Genomic DNA, 19,242 nt, shown 5'->3' with positions numbered 1-19,242 from the left:
GATTATATAGTACTAAGACAAATGTTTGAGGAGAATTTTAATGTCAGAAGGTAAACAAATTCAGCGGAGTGTGTTTTTTATTTCCGATGGTACTGCCATTACTGCTGAAACCCTTGGCCACTCACTGTTAGCGCAGTTTCCGCATGTGGATTTTGACATTCATATTATCCCTTATATTAGCTCTGAAGAAGCGGCCATGAATGTGGTCACAGAGATCAATGAACGTGCCCAAAAAGACGGTCAAAAACCTTTGGTTTTCGATACGTTGGTGGATCCCTATGTGCGTGAAATCATTAATACTGCAAATGCAGTAAATCTTGATGTTTTTGAAGGGCTTATCAGTAAATTATCAGAAGAGCTTGGTACTGAACCTACGACTTTAGTCGGTCAGACCCATGCGGTGACCGATTCTGAGTCTTATAAGGCACGTATTGATGCCGTACATTTTGCGCTCGACAATGATGATGGTGCGCGTACGCGTCACTATGATAAGGCTGATCTGATCCTGATTGGCGTATCGCGTTCCGGTAAGACTCCAACCTCAATTTATTTGTCTCTGCAATTTGGAATTCGTGTAGCGAACTATCCGCTAACTGAAGAAGATCTGGACGATAACCGCCTGCCAGCAGTGCTAAGACCGCATAAAAACAAGCTTTTTGGCTTGATGATTGATGCAGAACGTCTGGTTGCAATTCGTACAGAACGTAAGGCCAACAGCCGTTATGCCAGCTTTAGCCAGTGTCAGATGGAACTGCGTGCAATTGAAGGCATCTATATTTCGGAAGGGATAAAGTACCTGAATGTTTCGGAAATGTCGATTGAAGAAATCTCAACGCGTGTCTTACAGATGACAGGACTAAAACGTCGAATTGGCTAAAAAGAATTCAGAGCCAGACTTCAGTTTGGCTCTGATTTATAGATAAAAATTAATAAAAATACTGCTTTCATAGAAATAAAATATGAATATTATAAGTTGTTGAAATATTCAATATTTTAATAAAAAATGTAGTGATTGTTTTTTAAACTTTTTTGCTATTCAATGAAATCAAAAATTCAATTTTGCAGAGCTAAATTTTTCCAAATACACTCCGAATTTTTAATCTTATGTGCTAAAAACAGATTAACTTGCTGATTGAAAAGTATGCACAATTAGCTCAACCTGATGTTCATCTCCATTAATACAATGAATACTATTTTCGGAAATTTTTGCAATAGGCCAGGTAATCAGCTGGCAATTTTCACGTTGCAGAGCAGCATAATAGTGATCTGATTTAAGATAAACTTTGGATGCGGCTGCAAGATTTGGCATGAGCTGGCGTCTGAGCCATAAATTTTGTACCTGATTTTCTAGATAACGTAATGATAAAATGCTTTTAATGCGGTTATTAAATAGGCGTCGATTTTTAATGATTAAGGGGTGATTTAATAACCGCTGCAAACCACGTTCAGTACCTGGCAATACAAATTGCGGATTAATCTGAAAAACTTTTACTGAGTGAGCTTGCTGGCTAATCTTGTTGAGCTGGCTTACGGTAAATTGATCCGTACCGATAATCGCAATATCTTTTCCGGCACAGTCAAGTTCAGCGAGCTGGGAAGAGGGCATTTTAATGCCAGTAAAATGCTGGAAATTTTCGGGACGATTCTCAAATATACCCGCGTATGCATCCTGCTTGGTGGACATTGTTTTTCCTTGAAATTATTTAATAATTGGTCTTATTTGCTTTGTTATAGATATTAACAAAAGCCCTAGAACGGTAAAGTTCAAAATTTAACTTAGACAGTCATTCTTTTTTCTATTGTATTTTTAATAAGAGATAGATGTATTAAAGAACAGGAGTTCCATCTTAGAAATAAATTTATCCATTTGGAGACTTAAAATTTTCAAACAAAGTTTTAAAAAATATACCCATTCCGAAGAATAGGTATATAGATGAGAATAAATTAGGCAAAACAAGACAGCATTATTGCCCGTTTTTGATTTGCATCAGCAATTCAAAATTATGCAGACGTTTCTCTGTGTCATAGATGTCACAGGTGAAGATAAACTCATCTACATCATATTTTGCTATGAGTGCTTCCAGACCGGCTTTAACAGTTTCTTTAGAACCCACTTGTGCCATGGCAAAGAAATTGTCGACAGACATCTTTTCAGGTGGTGACCAGAGTCCTTCCATAGAATCGATCGGTGCTTTCAATTTCAGGCTTTGACCGCGAATCAGGGCAAGGACACGCTGGTAAGCACTTGTTGTCAGATATTCAGCTTCTTCATCTGTATCTGCGACACAAGTTGGTACGCCCATAGAAACATAAGGACGATCCAGATATTCAGACGGTTCGAAATTATCCCGATACAGTTGAATCGCTTGTCCAAGCATACGCGGAGCAAAGTGAGATGCAAAAGAATAAGGTAGACCAAGTTTTGCTGCCAGTTGTGCGCTAAACAGGCTCGAACCTAATAACCACACAGGTACGTGTGTGCTTTGGCCTGGAGTTGCCACAATGCGTTGGCCTGGAATCGGATCTTTAAAGTATTGCAGAATTTCTAAAACATCCTGCGGGAACTGATCTTCAGTTTCCTGACGGCCACGACGTAAAGCACGCATGGTCATTTGATCGGTACCAGGAGCACGGCCTAGTCCCAGCTCAATACGATCTGGATATAAAGTCGCTAATGTACCGAACTGTTCTGCTACTACCAAGGGTGCATGGTTTGGCAACATAATGCCGCCAGAGCCAAGTTTGATGCTATTGGTATTTGCCAGTAAATAGCCTAAGAGAACGGCAGTCGCTGAGCTGGCAATACCATCCATATTATGATGCTCGGCCAGCCACATTCGGCTATAACCTAGACGTTCTGCGGTCTGGGCCAATTCCAACGCATGTTGCAGGGAGAATTGAATGGTCTTATCGTCACGAACTGGAACCAGTTCGAGAATAGAGAACTGGGTATCGGTAAGCGTACGCATAATATTACTCTTGAATAAACATGACTAAGAGCATACGACTTTGCATTGTATTTGTATATCGAAAAAAATCGATATATATGTAAACCAAAATAACAGGCAAAAAATAAGCATCCGAAGATGCTTATTCAAGGAGGAAAAGTGATTAGAGGAAATCTTAGCGACGGTGGTTATAACGGTAGTTGCTAGTACGATAGTTTTTTGAACTATAGCGACGGTCATAACGGTCATCATAACGACGGTCTTCGCTGACTTTTTTACCAAGGGCAGAACCACCAGCAGAACCTAATGCAGCACCAATTAAGCCGCCATTAGAACCCGCCATGTTTTTACCTACGGCATAACCGGCACCACCACCTAAAGCACCACCGATAATCGCGCCATTACGGTCACGTTTATTTGCTGCTACTGCGGCACCAGCACCACCGCCAATCGCAGAACCGATTGTTGCGCCAGTTGTACCACCCATTTTATTGCCCACTGCGGCACCAACGACACCACCCAAAGCAGAAGCTAAAGCCGTATTCGTTGTATTTCCGGCATTGGCGGCTGTCATACCCATGGCTGAGGTTGCTACGACAGCGATCATTAGAGATTTGTAATTCATGAGTACACCTTTTATATATCTAGCTGTATTTGTTGATGAGATAAATTTAATCTAGCAACCGTCAAATAGCATGGAGGCAGTGTTGGCGAATTGTGATTTTTATCTCCTTAATTTATTCATGATCTTGTTCGAATAAGTTGATGTATTACATGAATTTGAATACGTTGAACGCATAATAAAAAAAGCACCCAAACAGGTGCTTTTAATGTTAAATGTAGCGTCGAATTTAAAGAGCCTAAGGGCAAGAAATTAACGGTGACGTTTTTTCCAGTGTTTAGCACGATTCGCTTTGGCACGATCGGCTGCTTTATCTTTAGAAATTTTATTACCTAAGGCTGCACCACCCGCAGCACCGAGTGCTGAACCGATGTAACCGCCATTAGAACCGCCCATGTTTTTACCTACGGTATAACCAGCACCACCACCTAAAGCACCACCAATTGCAGATGAGGTACGGTTTTTCTTGTTACTTGCAACAGCAGCACCACCTGCACCACCTAATGCAGCACCAATTGTTGCGCCAGTGTTGCCCCCCATGTTTTTGCCCAGTGCAGTACCAGCAACGCTACCTAAAGCACTTGCTGCTGCCACACGTGCAGTACTGTCTGCATGCGCACTCACTGTCATCATTGAGCCAGCAGCCATTGCAGCACTCAGTAAAATTGCATTGAGTTTCATGTTGTAACTCCGTGTCCCTGATAGGACTTTCATATGTTAGTGTGTTTCGACGCAGAAAATGTAACAAATCATGCCCAAAAGAATGTGAAGATCTACCTCCATATTTAATGTGTTTATTTGCCAATTTGTAAAATGAGAAATAAATAAGGATCGAATTGAGCAGAAAAAATCCAAAACTGAAGATTTTATTTATATTTGTTAACAAATGGCGGTGACATCGCTGCATCTAAGCAATGACTTACTGAATAATGATGTTCATTGACCCAGAGAATCGTTAAACTAGGCGCAATTTTTTGATTTCGCTGTGCTAAATCACTGTTTAGTTTAGTCACAGCCTTATGTTTGAGATTTTTTAGAAAATGAAAGAATCGTTACGTTTACGATTAGACCAACTCTCTGACCGTCATGAAGAACTGACTGCGTTATTGGCAGATGTTGAAGTGATTTCGGACAACAAGCGTTTTCGCCAGTTATCACGTGAGCATAATGATTTAACCGAGATTACCAACGTTTGGACCAAGTACAAACAGGCTGAAGAAGATATTGAAACTGCGCAAGCCATGCTGTCTGATCCTGACTTTAAGGAAATGGCGCAGGAAGAGATTAAGGAAAATAAAGCCCTGATCGAACAGCTTGAGGCTGATTTGAATATCCTGATGATTCCAAAAGATCCGAATGATGCCAACTCTGCTTATTTGGAAATTCGTGCCGGAACAGGTGGTGACGAAGCTGCGATTTTCTCGGGCGATTTATTCCGTATGTATAGTAAATATGCGGAAAGCCGAGGCTGGCGTCTGGAAATTCTGTCTGAAAATGAAGGCGAACATGGCGGCTATAAAGAGGTCATCTGCCTGATTAATGGCGAAGGCGTTTATGGTCGCCTGAAATTTGAAAGTGGTGCGCATCGTGTACAACGTGTGCCTGCAACAGAATCGCAAGGTCGTGTACATACCTCAGCATGTACTGTAGCAATTCTTCCAGAAGTGGATGTAGATACTTCAGTCGACATTAACCCGGCTGACTTGCGTATCGATACTTACCGTGCATCAGGTGCCGGTGGTCAGCACATTAACAAAACTGACTCTGCGGTGCGTATTACGCACATTCCAACCGGTACTGTGGTGGAATGTCAGGATGAACGTTCACAGCATAAAAACAAAGCCAAAGCGATGGCTTTATTGGTTTCACGTCTGGAAAATGCCAAACGTGCCGCAGCAGATGCAGCGACTTCTGAAATGCGCCGTGACCTGGTCGGTTCGGGTGACCGTTCAGAACGTATTCGCACCTATAACTATCCACAAGGTCGTATGACCGATCACCGTATTAACCTGACTTTATATAAGCTGGATGCCGTGATGGAAGGTGATCTGACTGAGCTATTAGACAGTCTGCATCGTGAATATCAGGCCGATCAGTTGGCCATGCTTGCACAGCAGAATGGTGGCTAATGAACATTCAAGAAGCACTGGCTTTACGTGGTGAACCTGAAAGTTATGAACGTCAGGAAAATGCCTGGCTGTTGGAACACATTACCAAGATTGATGCTTTTGATCTGGTAATGAAAAAAGACCAGCAGTTAACGCCTGAACAGGAACAGGCCTATGTCGAAAGCCTGGCGAGGATTGCTGCAGGTGAGCCATTGGCCTATGTCACAGGTTCACAACCGTTCTGGACTTTGGATCTAAAAGTCACTAAAGATACGCTAGTACCACGCCCGGATACCGAAGTGCTGGTCGAAACAGTCCTGAAATTAGACCTGCCGGAAGATGCACGAATTGTTGACTTGGGAACTGGTACCGGTGCCATTGCCTTGTCACTGGCGTCTGAGCGCCCTAACTGGTCTGTTACCGCTTCGGATATTTATGAACCCACACTGGAAGTTGCGAAATATAATGCGGAACAGCATGATTTAGATCAGGTGCAGTTTGTGCTTGGTTCCTGGCTAAAACCATTTGGTCGGCAGTTCTTTGATGCGATTGTATCTAATCCACCGTATATTGATGCAGACGATGAGCATATGCCTGATCTGGCGACTGAGCCGGAACGTGCGCTGGTTTCAGACAAAAATGGTCTGGCTGATATTGAGATGATTATTCAGCAAGCTAAAAAGCATCTAACCGTAAATGGCTGGGTTGTGCTTGAGCACGGCTATGATCAGGGCGATGCGGTCCGCCATCTGTTTACTCAAGCTGGCTATAAACAGGTCCGTACAGTGAAAGATTATGGCGGAAATGACCGGGTAACTTTAGGTCAGTGGCCACATTAATTTTTAAAGCTTGATATAATAAAAAAGCGACCTGGATAGGTCGCTTTTTTAATTCTTTTATTCAATAAATTATGACTTTTTAATCACATCTCGCCAGCGCAGTAAGCGGGTTTCAAACAATTTCATAATACTGTCGGTGATTTTGCCTAGGACTGCTAACAGGATAATCGCAATAATCACAATATCCGGACGTGAAGTTTCACGACCATCACTGAGCAGATAACCAATCCCTTGAGTGGCAGCAATCAATTCAGCTGCAATCATAAACATCCAGGATAAACTCAGGCTATTCCTTAAGCCAGTCAATATTCCCGGTGAGGCAGCAGGCAATACAATCTGCTGAACCTGTTGCCAGTATTTCAGGCGATAGACTTTCGCGACTTCAAGCAGTTTACGATCTACACCCTGAATCGCAGCCACAGTATTGGTATATGTCGGGAAGAAGGCACCAATCGCAATCAAGGTGATTTTAGAAGATTCATCAATTCCCAGCCAAAGTAGGAGTAGAGGAATCCAGGCTAGACTCGGAATGGATTTAATTGCAGAAAACGTTGGTTCCAGAAAATCTTCTGCATGTCTGTTTAGCCCAACCAGGATCGCAAAGATCAGTCCCAATCCACTACCAATCCCAAAGCCAAGAAAAACCCGCCAGCTACTGGTCCAGATGTGTTGCCATAAATCGCCCTCAGCCAGTTCAGTAAAGGACTGAAACAGGCTACTCGGTGCAGGCAACAGATAAGGTTCGATTACGCCATTACGAACCAGTATTTCTACCAATACGATAAAAATAACAGGCAGGGTGAGGGCTTTGATCAGCGAAATGCTGCGTGGTAACACAGCGGATTTTGACTGTTCTTCCACGCTCAACTGTTCCGAGATGCTTTTCGGTATAGCCATTACTTAGTTGCAACCTTTTTAGCATAGCGGGCATCAAATAATTGAGTCACGACCTGATTGACATTGGTTCCTTTACGAACCAGTTCTTCTTCCGTCAGGATACGACCAGCTTTTTGTAATGCCCCGGTATGTTTGGTGGTTGGAATATTCTGATCCAGATTAGTACGGCTGAGTTGAAGCTTGGCGACTTCAATCGGAAGCTTGGCTTCACGTGCCAGTAATTCAGCCAATTTGTCGGGATTGGCTTTCGCCCATTGACGTGCCTGTTCATAAGCTTTAATCACTGCTTCAATCGCTTCCGGACTGGATTTGGCAAACTGGTCTTTTACGCTCAGTACGCTATAAGAATTAAAACTGACATTGCGATACAGTAATTTGGCACCTGACTGTGCCTGCGCAGATGCCATTAAAGGATCAAGGCCTGCCCAGGCATCGACCTGTTTACGCTCTAACGCAGTCTTACCATCCGGATGCTGTAAATGAACGAGCTCTACATCGCGTTTGCCCAAACCAATCGTATCTAAGGCTTGTAAAGTAAATAAGAAAGGATCTGTACCTTTAGTGGCAGCAATCTTTTTACCTTTCAAATCTTTCAGAGATTTGATATTTGAATCTTTATTAACGACCAGTGCTGTCCATTCAGGCTGGCTCTGGATATAAACTGTTTTAATCGGGCTACCATTGGCGCGGCTAAGCACTGCCGCTAAACCTGCAGTAGAAGCAAAATCTGTGCTACCGCTATTTAGATATTCGAGTGAGCGGTTACTGCCTTGGCTAAATACCCATTTAATCTTGGTTTTTGGCAAAGCTTTTTCTAGCAGTTTCTGTTCTTTAACCACCAGACTGGTCGGTGCGTAATAGGCATAGTCCAATTTTAATTCAGATGGAATCGCTGCGTTAGCCAAGCCGGTAAAGAGAGAAATAGAAAGACCGAGTAAAGTCAGACCCGAAGTTCTTAATGTTTTTTTCATGAATATCTCAATCTTGAATTAAATTTTTGACATTCATAGCGGTAAATAAATAAGCACACAAAAAAGAAAAAAAGATAATCAAATCAAAAAATGAAATAATTAACAGCTTTAAATATAGGTATTTGTTTTTATTTGAATTTATTAAATAAAGAATAGAAAGGTTTTGCTTAGATAAAATTTTAAAAATGGTATGGCGTAAATTGATAAGCTGTTTTTTTAATCATTCGTCTTTGCAGTAGGAAGTTTTATAAATAACGAGTGCCATAAAAAAAGCGATGCATTAGCATCGCTTTTTGAGTCACTATTTTATCAATCTGGATAGCTTACATTGGGTAGTCTTGCAGACAGTCATAAACCTCGACTTGATCTAGGCTACCAGTTTCCATTGCCAGGCAAAGAGCCACGACTTTGGCAGTATCAGCAAGATATTGTTCATCTTTCAGTGCAATACCTTGTTGTAATGCAACGATGCGCTCAGCCGGAATTTCAAGCGATTTCGCAGCTTCAGTGGCATCAATCTGGTTAAAGAAGTGCACAATAGCATCTTTGAGGGCAGAATCAGACGCATTCAAGATGCCTTGATTCAATTGCTCTGCATTAAGATCGGTCGAAGAAACTAAAGCCTGGGCGAAGTTTTGAACAAGATTTTGTCCAAGAACATCAGTCATCTTTAACATGGAAAATACCTTCAACAAGGAAAGAGGGAAAGGGAGTACAGCCAAAAGTGAAGCACTAAAAATCGATTGAAAAATAAACTATATTAATAGGGAATGCAAAGCATTATGGATGACCGTTCAGTCCTCTATTTTTGGGCTGTAAGCCTTGAAAAATATAACTGTTGAGAAAATATAAATTTAAATTTATATGCTAAATTTTAATCGTTTTTAAGTCTTATTAAATATAAATTATCTAGTAATATTTTGTCTATAGGCACCTGGACTAACCCCTGTCCATTTTTTAAAGGCACGATGAAAAGCACTGACTTCCTGGAAGTTAAGCTGATCACTGATGTCCTGCAAACTTTGATCCGTACGGGTTAATAGTTCAATGGCTGTATCACGACGAATTTCATTTTTGAGCTGTTGATAAGTCACACCTTCATTTTTAAGACGCCGTTGCATGGTGGCTTCAGACATATTCATTTTCAAAGCAAGCTCATTCAGTTCAAGCCATTCAGCCGGAGGTACTTTTAAAAGCTGTTTGCGGATCTGTGCACTTAGCGCATAAGGATTTTTAAAGCGAACTAGTAGGTTATGCGGAGTCTGTTGAATAAACTGATACCAGGAGGTTTGATCCTGTTTTACTGGGAGCTGCAAATAGGCTGCATCAAACTGGATATAGTTTTCACTGGCCTGATATTCAATCTGCTCACAAAAACGGACTTTATAATCAAAATCATCGAGTGGTGCGGCACATTTCAGTTGAATCTGATTAAGTAAAACCCGCTGTCCGCTTAACCAGCATAGCAGGGTATGAATCAGCATTAGATAGGTTGCATAACTAAACATGCGCTTGGTCTGGTTCTGGTCATAGATCACGATATAGGCAAAGTTTTCTTCGACCATCAGTGTGCTGTGCAGATCATCCAGAATCAGATTAAAAAATTGCAGGATTTGCTGCAGAGCTTTTTCCAGCGTATCGGTCTGTAACAGCATTTTTGACAAGAGTTTGAAACTGCCACGGCGCATTGGATGGCTGTCCATGCCAAAAAATTCGTCATTCATGCTATCGGCAAGTGCAGTCCATAGCGCGGCATACTGCGCCACTGACACCCGTGCTTTAGCAGAGTGCAGAATCTCTAAAGGAATGGCAGCCTTAGTTAAAATCGCAGCAATGTCATAATGCTGTGCTTTGGCATTCAGCAGTGCTTCATGAACCAGATCAATCGAGATGGTTCCCTTACTATATTCCAAGGCTGGTAATTGCATAGCCAGTCAGATATCCCTTCTTTATTGTCCAAATCCATCAGTGAAGATGCAATATTTGGAAATTGTACAGAATAAAATCTCTGTTTACTCTGCCTATTAAGTCGTAGCTTGTCATAAAAATAGGAACAGGACATTAACATGAAAATTCAGGGAAAAGTGATTGTGGTAACTGGTGGTGCATCAGGTCTGGGTGCAGCCACAGCGACTCATCTGGTAGAACAGGGTGCAAAAGTGATTCTGGTGGATATGAACCAGGAACAGGGCAATGCCTTACAACAGCAACTGGGTGAGCAGGCTGAATTTGTACAATTGGATGTAACGGATGAGCAGGCGGTTGAAGCTTTCTTTAATCATGTTGAAAATCAGTATGGCCAACTCAATGGCTTGGTGAACTGTGCTGGTATTGCACCTTCTGCCAAGGTACTGGGCCGCAATGGAATCCATGAACTGGCGATGTTCCAGAAAGTGTTGAATATCAATGTAAGTGGCACATTCAATATGCTTCGTTTTGCAGCGGCTTTAATCGCGAAGTATGAGCTGCAAACCAATGAAGAGGAGCGCGGTGTAATCGTGAATACGGCTTCAGTTGCAGCCTTTGATGGTCAGATTGGTCAGACAGCTTATTCTGCGTCTAAAGGTGCAGTCGTTGCGATGACGCTGCCACTCGCGCGTGAGCTGGCACGTGAAGCGATTCGTGTCATGACCATTGCACCCGGCATTATGGAAACCCCAATGCTGAAAGGCATGCCGCAAAATGTACAGGATGCTCTGGGGCAGATGGTTCCATTTCCACCACGTCTGGCCAAACCTCAGGAGTTTGCCCAGTTAGTAGGTCATATCTTCGAAAATAGCTATCTGAACGGTGAAGTGATTCGTCTGGATGGCGCCATCCGTATGGCTCCAAAATAAGTTCGAGCCAACGAAGCAAAATACAAAAGTCAGAGTAGATAGGTTTATTCACTCTATATGGAAAATTAAAAGATAAGTAAGGGATATATGCAGTGCTTTTAAATGACGAACAGAAAATGATTCAGGAGATGATGCGAAACTATTCGCAGCAAAAACTGAAACCTACCGCTAGTCTAAGGGATAAAACGGCTCAATTTCCAGCACAAGAATTGAAAGAACTCGGTGCACTCGGTGCACTCGGTATGACCGTGTCTGAACAATGGGGTGGAGCAGGCCTGGACTATGTGTCGCTGGTACTGGCTCTTGAGGAAATCGCTGCTGGAGATGGAGCCATCTCGACCATTGTCAGTGTGCAGAATTCACTGCCTTGCGGGATTACCCAGCGTTATGGTACCGAGGAACAAAAGCAGAAATACCTGACCAAACTGGCGACCGGTGAATGGTTGGGGTGTTTCTGCCTGACGGAACCTCAAGCCGGTTCCGATGCCAGCGCACTAGAATGTAAGGCAGAACGTGATGGCGATGAATGGGTATTAAATGGCACCAAGCAGTTTATTACTACCGGTAAGCATGCCCAGATTGCACTGGTATTTGCAGTGACAGATAAATCTGCGGGCAAGAAAGGAATCTCATGTTTCTTGGTACCTACCGATAGTCCAGGATATATCGTCTCGAATCTGGAAGAAAAAATGGGGCAGCATTGTTCCGATACCGCGACCATTATTTTTGATCAATGCCGGATTCCGGCTGAGAACCTGTTAGGTCAAGAAGGTGACGGCTACAAGATTGCCTTGTCTAATCTGGAATCTGGCCGGATCGGGATCGCAGCACAATCTGTAGGTATGGCACGAGCTGCACTGGATGCTGCTGTTGAATATGCCAATGAACGTAAATCTTTTGGTGTAGAGCTGGTGCAGCATCAGGCAGTAGCATTCCGTCTCGCAGATATGGCCACCCAGATTGAGGCAGCAAGACAACTGGTCTTACATGCAGCAACGCTTAAAGATGCAGGATTACCATGCTTAAAAGAAGCGTCCATGGCTAAACTGTTTGCTTCGACTATAGCAGAGCGAGTCTGCTCGGATGCGATTCAGATTCATGGCGGTTATGGCTATGTCTCAGATTTCCCGGTTGAACGTATTTACCGTGATGTCAGAGTGAGCCAGATTTATGAAGGTGCATCAGATATTCAGCGTCTGGTCATTGCCCGGGAAGTGAGCAAAGTTTAAAAGTCATGAAATAGCCGACTGTTCAAATCCTGCAGCTCATTTGAGGGATATGGAAATTGTGATGGTCTATAAAACATGGTCAATTATTGATAAGGCGAAAAGTGACTCAGCAGAGTGACACCTAACATGTCCTACCAATAGGGCATGTTATATAAAACCAGCATTGCAATGGAATTTGCAGGCGGCAGACAGAACAACAAATACAACGGACACAGACATAAAGTCTGTTTATAAACGGAATAGAGGTTGTCGTGATGAAGACACTAGAACAAGCGTATCGTGAATTTAGTTTTGACACTATGGTTCAACAACATCTGGCAGGAGTGCCAGATGCACTCAACGCCTATACAGAATGCTGTGGACGTTTTCTGGGACAAAACCGGATCGCGTTAATTTGGGAAGGTAAAAATGGCAAGACCCAATATTGGACTTTTGAACAATTGGCTGAGGCTTCAGGACAATTGGCTCATTATATGACCTCACTGGGTTTACAAGCAGGTGACTGTATCGCTGGTTTGCTCCCACGAACCCCAGAATTATTAATTACCATTCTTGCTACCTGGCGTATTGGTGCGATTTATCAGCCTTTATTTACCGCTTTTGAAAGCAAGGCAATCGAGCATCGTATTAATACCGCACATACCCGACTGATTATTACCAATCAGGAACAGCGTGCAAAACTAGATAATCTCGATATTCCACATCTTTTAACCGTCCATCAAACGCCTGAAAGTACCAATCAGGATGCTGATTTCTGGACAGAACTCAAGAAATGCCCAACTGAATTTGAGCCGGTTCAAGGTCGTTTTAGTGACATTTTCCTGATGATGTTTACTTCGGGTACAACGGGACTTGCAAAATCAGTGCCTGTACCACTTAAAGCTTTACTGGCATTTAAAGGCTATATGCTGCACGCCGTAGATTTACGCGATGAAGATACTTTCTGGAATCTGGCAGATCCGGGTTGGGCTTATGGTCTGTATTATGGAATTGCAGGTCCATTAAGTTTGGGGCATAGCATTATTCTGGATGAACGTGCCTTTAGTGTAGACAATGCTGTTGAAGTCATTAAAAAATATCGGGTGAATAACCTGACTGGTTCTCCAACTGCATTCCGGATGTTCTTTGGCTTTAAGGAGAAATTTGATGCTGAGATTAGCTCATGTTTACGTGTGGTCAGTAGTGCAGGTGAGCCATTAACGCCTGAAGTCATTCAGTGGTTTAATCATGAAATGGACGTGAATATCTACGACCAGTATGGACAGACTGAACTTGGGATGGTGATTGCTAATCATCATGCGCTGGAGCATCACAAGAAAATCGGTTCTGCTGGCTTTGCCATTCCAGGACATCGTTTTGCAGTTTTAAATAAAGAGCATCAGGAAGTCGAAAAAGGCGGCATTGGGACCTTGGCCATGGACTGCTCAGCCTCACCTTTGATGTGGTTTGAAGGCTATGGCGGTAATAATCGTAAAGCCTTCGTGGGACAGTACTATTTAACGGGTGATACCGTAAAACTGAATGAACATGGTGGAATAGATTTCATTGGTCGTGCGGATGATGTCATTACGACTTCGGGTTATCGAGTTGGACCTTTTGATGTAGAGAGTACCTTGCTGGAGTGTGAAGAAGTGCTGGAGTCCGCTGTGGTTGGAAAACCAGATCCGGAACGTACCGAAATTGTGAAAGCCTTTGTAGTGCTTAAATCACAATATGCCGCTAGTGAAGAACTGATGCTGAAATTGCAAAACTATGTGCGTTCCCGTTTATCTAAACATGCCTATCCAAAAGAGATCGAGTTTGTAAGTGATTTACCTAAAACATCTAGCGGTAAAATTCAGCGTAATCTGCTTAAACAGCAGGAAATTGCCAAGATTCAAGGCATTAAACAGGTCAGTTAATATATTCATTTAAACATTTTGAAAAGGTCGCAATTGCGGCCTTTTTTATATGATTAATTTGTTTATGTTCGAATTTATCAGAGAAAATAATTGTCATTACAATGTAATACTATTCATCTTTTAAATAAAATAAATCAAAAATTTAGCCTCTTATTAAGAGGCTAAATTGAAGGTGGAATTCTTATTTACTTATAGATCAACTTTTTTGTGCTCAGCATCTGGTTCCCCAGCTTCGCCAGTCACACCACCTTTTAATGCCTTAAATAGCTGCGTTACTTTGTTATCGGTGACATTCCAGTATTCTGCACTTTCAGCTTCAGCAATCAGTACACGCACGCTAGGATCATCTTTACCTTCAAACCAGTTTTCTGCCCATGGATTCCATAATTTTTCAATCAGAATACGGTCAGTACTGATCTGTGCATTTGCACTAATTGACACATAAATACCATCAGAAGGTTTAGCGAAAGACAGGCCGATCTGAGTACGACCAGTATTGGCAGCTTTAACCAGATCATTGGTGTCACGCATGATGAAATACAAATTCTGATCTTCATTCATTTGCTCAGAATTGAGCATGGTCATTGGCTGAGAATGAATTTCCTGACTTTCGGTCACATGGCTGATCATGGTGTAACGCACATCTTTAATTAGTTCCCATAATTTTTCACGATTATTATGCTGATTTTGTTCGTTCATCTATATGCTCCATACTATTTATTGAAAGCGAGGATAATTGCTATTCCTTAAGCAGCTTAATCATATTTGGGAATGGATACAGAGGGTCTCACTGAACTGATACATTTTCCTACTGAATTGCAGGTAGCAGCTACAGAAGTGCTAAACAATCGAAATTCAGTTACAGGGTGATAAAAGAATAGAAGAACGAGGTTCCAGGAAGATGTAATACGTGAATAAATTAAGTGGCATATAGATCAAGTTAAGTGCATTCATAATATGACTATTACATATTTATTAGGACACTATCAGCTTGATACGGAGCATTTAACTGATATGCTATTTAGCGCTAGTATTGCCAAGCCATTTATTGATTTGCTGTTTATGCGCAGAGAAGTTAATTTGCTCGAGATTTATCAGCATATTGAAATTTCGGTAAATGCACTTTTTTTGGCACATGCTTCTTAAAAATCTTCGAAACAAGGAACGACGTTGTCTATATCGACTATGGATGCCATATCCCCAGAGTTTGAACTCACCGATGCTGAATTGCACTTATATAGTCGCCAGATTCTTCTGGATGGCTGGGATATTGAAGCACAGGAAAAGTTGAAATTTTCTAATGTCTGTATCGTGGGGTGCGGCGGGATTGGTTGTGCCTTGGCAGAACTTTTGGCACGGGCAGGTGTTGGCAAAATTACCCTGATCGATCCTGATACGATTGAGATGAGTAATCTGCAACGACAACTGGCATTTACGCCAAATGATTTAGGCTTTTATAAGGCAGAAATACTCGCGAAAAGACTGGCTCAGATTAATCCGAATGTTCAGGTTGAATATATTAATCAGGCTTTAACGACTGAAAATGCAGAAAGTATTATTGAACATCAGGATCTAGTGCTGGATGGATGTGATCAGTTCGAGACACGTTATCTGGTCAATCAGAGCTGTGTAAAACTGAATGTGCCTTTAATCAGTGCTTCTGCGATTGGCTTGCAAGGGCAACTGTTCATGATGGAAGGGGATTCAGCCTGTTATGCTTGCCTGTTCCCATCTGAACATCAGGCTGATACCAGTTTGCGCTGTGCAGATTCAGGCGTATTGGCGACTACGCCGAATGTGATGGCGAGTTTGCAAGCTCATCATGCATTGCTTTATTTAGGCCTGGGTAAAATGCCACTTAGGCAGAAACTTTTACTTTGGGATGGTCTGAGTTTTAAACAGCGCATTTTAAGTTTCGAAAAAGATACAGATTGCCCGGTCTGTCAGGCAAGATAGGCCTGCAAAATTTAATTTTTTTGCTACACTGCATGTAATTAATTTTTCCTAAGACATTATGAAAAAAAATATCTGGTTAGATGGAATACGTTCGGTTGCCCGTATGGGTGAAACCGCGGTAGTTGCGGCGAAGGCCGGCATTAAATATGCTACTGAAAAGCCAAGTAATGCCAAACTCATGCGTGAAACGTTTGAGTCTTTAGGCTCAACCTATATCAAGCTCGGTCAGTTTATTGCCAGTACGCCGTCGCTGTTTCCGCGTGAATATGTGGAAGAGTTTCAGGGCTGTCTGGATCAGACGCCGACATTACCATTCAGCTATATCCAGGAAGTACTGGCATCAGAGTTTTCTGGTCGCAATCTGGATGAAATCTTTGCCTCAATTGAGGAAACACCACTAGCTTCTGCCTCCATCGCACAGGTACATGCGGCCAAGCTGGTTTCTGGTGAAGATGTGGTCATTAAAGTACAAAAGCCGGGTGTGGAAACAATTCTATATACCGACTTAAATGTATTGCATTGGGCGACCAAACTGCTGGAAAAAGCGGTACCGAAAGTGAAATTTGCGTCATTGGCCGATATTGTCGAAGAAATCAAAACCCGGATGGTGCGTGAAGTTGATTTTATTGAAGAAGCACAAAATCTGGATGATTTCGTCAATTATCTGAATATCACCAATAATAAGGCAGCAACTGCTCCTAAGGTTTATCATCAATATTCAACACGTCGTGTGCTGACTATGCAACGTTTATATGGCGTGCCACTGACTGATTTTGAAGTGGTGAAAAAGGTCGCTAAAGACCCGTCACAGGTTCTCATCACTGCAATGAACACCTGGTTTGGCAGCCTGATGATGTGTAACAGTTTCCATGCTGATTTACACGCGGGTAATCTGATGCTGCTTGAAGATGGTCGTGTGGGCTTTATTGATTTTGGTATTGTCGGCCAGCTTAAACCAGAAGTCTGGACCGCGTGTATGGCCTTTATGGATGCCTTGCAGCATACCAATTATACCCTGATGGCAGAAAACATGCTGAAAATGGGCATGACCGCAGTTGAGATTGATACCAAAGTGCTTGCGGCTGATCTCGAACGTTTGTTTAGTGGTGTAATGTTAGCCGATCCTCAGGAGTTACTGACTTCAAGCCCGGCTGATCTTAACGATATCATGATGGATATGGTAGCAGTCGGTGAACGTCATGGTATCCGTTTCCCACGTGACTTTGCCTTATTGTTTAAGCAAATGCTGTATTTCGACCGTTTCATGCGAATTCTTGCACCGTATACGGACATTTATGCGGATCAGCGTTTGCAGATGGTTCAGACCATGGACCCAAATTTGTTGTTAAAGCACTAATTTAATCCCTCCCGTCCTCCCTTTAAGAAAGGGAGGCTTTCATTACAAAATAAATAGAAGTGATGAAAGTCCCTCTTTATTAAAGAGGGATTTAGGGAAATTATTCTTAAATATTAAATTCCGAGTTTTAAAATGGACGCAATTATTATTGAAGGCTTAAAGGTCGATACAGTAGTCGGCTGCTTTAATTGGGAGCGTCAAATCATTCAGCCTTTAATGCTGGATCTAAACATTCGTACCAACTTAGAACAAGCGGCACAGTCAGATGAACTGGAAGATACTTTGAATTATGCCGAAATCTGTGAGATTTCAGCGCGGGTGATTCAGGAAGCTCAGCCAAAATTGATCGAACATGCAGCAAAACTGGTACTAGACGCGCTTTTTGCTACCTTTGAAAGTGTAGAATCGATTATGATTACGATCCGTAAGCCTGCCATTATCGCGCAAGCCAATTCTGTAGGGATACGTCTTGAACGCCACCGCAACGATATTCGCCCTAGCACTGGCGAGTAATTGTCATCCACAGCAACATTTTCAGGCTGCCCAGCAACGGATCAGTGAGTTGGGGGAAGTCCGGTTTTCTCCAATTTACCTCATTCCATGTCGGGATAGTATCGGAGCAGATTACTGGAATGCGGCCTGCCTCCTATACAGTGAAGTTTCTGTTCAAGATATGACAGATTTATTAAAGCAAATGGAAACGGATTCAGGGCGGGTTCGACCATCGCATCAGATCAGCCTGGATGTCGACCTGATTGCATGGGGAAATGATTTAAGCCAGATGGAATTTAATCCCAAAAAATTACCGCTTGCACTAGACGTAAAAATCCCGATGCATGACATCTGGTCTCATCCTGCATTTGAATATGATCGCCGTCTTCAATATCCACAAGTCAAAATTTAATCTGTATCTGAAATTAATCTAATGAATTTTTCAGTTTTATGTAAGTAGGGGATCTGTATTTGCCAAAAAACTGTTATTTACTTTTTCTTTTTATAAAAAATAACTAACAACACAATAATTGCGAATAGAATACCAAGAATAATACCTGTTTCCATAAACTACCTCTAAATAATCATTTTTACTGCCAATTTTAAAAAATAAAGAACAATAAATATATTTTAAATTTTAATTAATTTCCCATGAAGGTAATTATATTTTAACTTAGTTTTAGATAAAATTTAATTTTTATAAAAAATATTAAATAATATAGTCATCTAAATATATCAAAAAATAAGGATGATAAAAAATAAAAATCTACAGGATTGATTTAAATAGCTTCTACTTTTCTTTATCGATAAAGTAGAATGAAAGTATTAAATAAAACGTGGACCTAAATCCACGTTTTATGTTTATAAAGCTAATTAACCCGAATCCTGCTTAAGCCGATGACTTCATAATTTGAATTGTTGGCTTATTTTTATGGATCAGTTGATATGCACACAAGGACGCGTAAATCCCTCCTAGAAATCCATGAACACTACGTGCTTTGCTTGTCACTAAATTGTACTGACCTTTCAATAAACTGAATAAAGTCTCTATCTTATTGCGCTGTTTTAAGTGATATTTATCTGAC

Annotated in this window: 20 protein-coding genes and 1 pseudogene; 11 read left to right on the top strand and 10 right to left on the bottom strand. The window is 41.8% G+C overall.

What is annotated here, in order from left to right; genetic code table 11:
* The first annotated feature begins 40 nt into the window (after window positions 1–40).
* Window positions 41–877 (top strand): pyruvate, water dikinase regulatory protein, encoded by an 837-nt coding sequence (locus tag FTV25_RS03310; RefSeq protein ID WP_166134959.1) that lies wholly within the window; start codon window positions 41–43, stop codon window positions 875–877.
* Window positions 878–1,120: 243 nt separating this feature from the next.
* Here FTV25_RS03310 and FTV25_RS03305 read toward each other — a convergent pair whose 3' ends face one another.
* The 4 genes from FTV25_RS03305 to FTV25_RS03290 all read right to left on the bottom strand — a co-directional run bounded on the left by FTV25_RS03305 (window position 1,121) and on the right by FTV25_RS03290 (window position 4,251).
* Window positions 1,121–1,684 (bottom strand): flavoprotein, encoded by a 564-nt coding sequence (locus FTV25_RS03305; RefSeq protein WP_179992468.1) that lies wholly within the window; start codon window positions 1,682–1,684, stop codon window positions 1,121–1,123.
* A 280-nt stretch (window positions 1,685–1,964) separates the two neighbouring features.
* Window positions 1,965–2,969 (bottom strand): LLM class flavin-dependent oxidoreductase, encoded by a 1,005-nt coding sequence (locus FTV25_RS03300; RefSeq protein ID WP_180002234.1) that lies wholly within the window; start codon window positions 2,967–2,969, stop codon window positions 1,965–1,967.
* Window positions 2,970–3,123: 154 nt separating this feature from the next.
* Window positions 3,124–3,573, bottom strand: coding sequence for a hypothetical protein (locus tag FTV25_RS03295; RefSeq protein WP_004783858.1), 450 nt, complete (start codon window positions 3,571–3,573; stop codon window positions 3,124–3,126).
* Between the two features lie 249 nt (window positions 3,574–3,822).
* A complete protein-coding gene (locus FTV25_RS03290; RefSeq protein ID WP_034171622.1) occupies window positions 3,823–4,251 on the bottom strand; it encodes a glycine zipper domain-containing protein in 429 nt (142 codons plus the stop codon).
* A gap of 359 nt (window positions 4,252–4,610) precedes the next feature.
* On the opposite strand from FTV25_RS03290, the gene prfA reads away from it, so the two are divergent.
* Together prfA and prmC are read left to right on the top strand one after the other, a co-directional pair.
* Complete coding sequence (gene prfA / locus FTV25_RS03285; RefSeq protein ID WP_180002235.1) at window positions 4,611–5,699, top strand: peptide chain release factor 1; 1,089 nt, start codon at window positions 4,611–4,613, stop codon at window positions 5,697–5,699.
* Complete coding sequence (gene prmC / locus FTV25_RS03280; RefSeq protein WP_159123180.1) at window positions 5,699–6,517, top strand: peptide chain release factor N(5)-glutamine methyltransferase; 819 nt, start codon at window positions 5,699–5,701, stop codon at window positions 6,515–6,517. The genes prfA and prmC overlap by 1 nt, the downstream gene beginning before the upstream one ends.
* Window positions 6,518–6,586: 69 nt before the next feature.
* Here the strand turns inward: prmC and FTV25_RS03275 are convergent, their stop codons facing one another.
* The 4 genes from FTV25_RS03275 to FTV25_RS03260 form a co-directional block, all read right to left on the bottom strand.
* Window positions 6,587–7,414, bottom strand: coding sequence for an ABC transporter permease (locus tag FTV25_RS03275; RefSeq protein WP_159123179.1), 828 nt, complete (start codon window positions 7,412–7,414; stop codon window positions 6,587–6,589).
* Window positions 7,414–8,385 (bottom strand): aliphatic sulfonate ABC transporter substrate-binding protein, encoded by a 972-nt coding sequence (locus tag FTV25_RS03270; protein WP_180002236.1) that lies wholly within the window; start codon window positions 8,383–8,385, stop codon window positions 7,414–7,416. The genes FTV25_RS03275 and FTV25_RS03270 overlap by 1 nt, the downstream gene beginning before the upstream one ends.
* Before the next feature lie 323 nt (window positions 8,386–8,708).
* Window positions 8,709–9,062 carry a hypothetical protein gene (locus FTV25_RS03265; protein WP_004783846.1) on the bottom strand — a complete coding sequence of 118 codons (354 nt, stop codon included), beginning with the start codon at window positions 9,060–9,062 and terminating at the stop codon, window positions 8,709–8,711.
* A gap of 228 nt (window positions 9,063–9,290) precedes the next feature.
* Complete coding sequence (locus tag FTV25_RS03260; protein WP_125279512.1) at window positions 9,291–10,313, bottom strand: AraC family transcriptional regulator; 1,023 nt, start codon at window positions 10,311–10,313, stop codon at window positions 9,291–9,293.
* Between the two features lie 138 nt (window positions 10,314–10,451).
* Between FTV25_RS03260 and FTV25_RS03255 the strand changes: the two genes are divergently transcribed.
* The 3 genes from FTV25_RS03255 to FTV25_RS03245 all read left to right on the top strand — a co-directional run bounded on the left by FTV25_RS03255 (window position 10,452) and on the right by FTV25_RS03245 (window position 14,352).
* Window positions 10,452–11,222 (top strand): 3-hydroxyacyl-CoA dehydrogenase, encoded by a 771-nt coding sequence (locus tag FTV25_RS03255; RefSeq protein WP_180002237.1) that lies wholly within the window; start codon window positions 10,452–10,454, stop codon window positions 11,220–11,222.
* A gap of 92 nt (window positions 11,223–11,314) precedes the next feature.
* Entirely contained in the window at window positions 11,315–12,451 is a 1,137-nt protein-coding gene (locus FTV25_RS03250) for an acyl-CoA dehydrogenase family protein (protein ID WP_180002238.1), read from the top strand.
* Between the two features lie 254 nt (window positions 12,452–12,705).
* A complete protein-coding gene (locus FTV25_RS03245) occupies window positions 12,706–14,352 on the top strand; it encodes an AMP-binding protein (protein ID WP_180002239.1) in 1,647 nt (548 codons plus the stop codon).
* Window positions 14,353–14,541: 189 nt separating this feature from the next.
* Here FTV25_RS03245 and FTV25_RS03240 read toward each other — a convergent pair whose 3' ends face one another.
* Window positions 14,542–15,051, bottom strand: coding sequence for a pyridoxamine 5'-phosphate oxidase family protein (locus tag FTV25_RS03240; protein ID WP_004783835.1), 510 nt, complete (start codon window positions 15,049–15,051; stop codon window positions 14,542–14,544).
* Between the two features lie 258 nt (window positions 15,052–15,309).
* Between FTV25_RS03240 and FTV25_RS03235 the strand changes: the two genes are divergently transcribed.
* From FTV25_RS03235 to FTV25_RS03215, 5 genes are all read left to right on the top strand, one after another.
* Window positions 15,310–15,498 carry a hypothetical protein gene (locus tag FTV25_RS03235; protein WP_180002240.1) on the top strand — a complete coding sequence of 63 codons (189 nt, stop codon included), beginning with the start codon at window positions 15,310–15,312 and terminating at the stop codon, window positions 15,496–15,498.
* 39 nt (window positions 15,499–15,537) lie between these two features.
* On the top strand, window positions 15,538–16,308 hold the full coding sequence (locus tag FTV25_RS03230; protein WP_180002248.1) for a HesA/MoeB/ThiF family protein: 771 nt from the start codon (window positions 15,538–15,540) through the stop codon (window positions 16,306–16,308).
* A 58-nt stretch (window positions 16,309–16,366) separates the two neighbouring features.
* Window positions 16,367–17,665, top strand: a complete 1,299-nt coding sequence (locus tag FTV25_RS03225) for an AarF/ABC1/UbiB kinase family protein (RefSeq protein WP_180002241.1) — start codon at window positions 16,367–16,369, stop codon at window positions 17,663–17,665.
* Between the two features lie 132 nt (window positions 17,666–17,797).
* Window positions 17,798–18,178, top strand: coding sequence for a dihydroneopterin aldolase (gene folB / locus FTV25_RS03220; protein WP_004783828.1), 381 nt, complete (start codon window positions 17,798–17,800; stop codon window positions 18,176–18,178).
* Window positions 18,135–18,569 (top strand): 2-amino-4-hydroxy-6-hydroxymethyldihydropteridine diphosphokinase, encoded by a 435-nt coding sequence (locus FTV25_RS03215; RefSeq protein WP_004783827.1) that lies wholly within the window; start codon window positions 18,135–18,137, stop codon window positions 18,567–18,569. The genes folB and FTV25_RS03215 overlap by 44 nt, the downstream gene beginning before the upstream one ends.
* A gap of 477 nt (window positions 18,570–19,046) precedes the next feature.
* Here FTV25_RS03215 and FTV25_RS03210 read toward each other — a convergent pair.
* Window positions 19,047–19,242, bottom strand: a pseudogene (locus tag FTV25_RS03210) (IS982 family transposase); the annotation flags it as partial.

Origin of the sequence: Acinetobacter sp. YH12249, from assembly GCF_013417475.1 — a bacterium.
GTDB lineage: Bacteria > Pseudomonadota > Gammaproteobacteria > Pseudomonadales > Moraxellaceae > Acinetobacter.
This window is presented reverse-complemented; position numbering and strand designations above follow the sequence as displayed.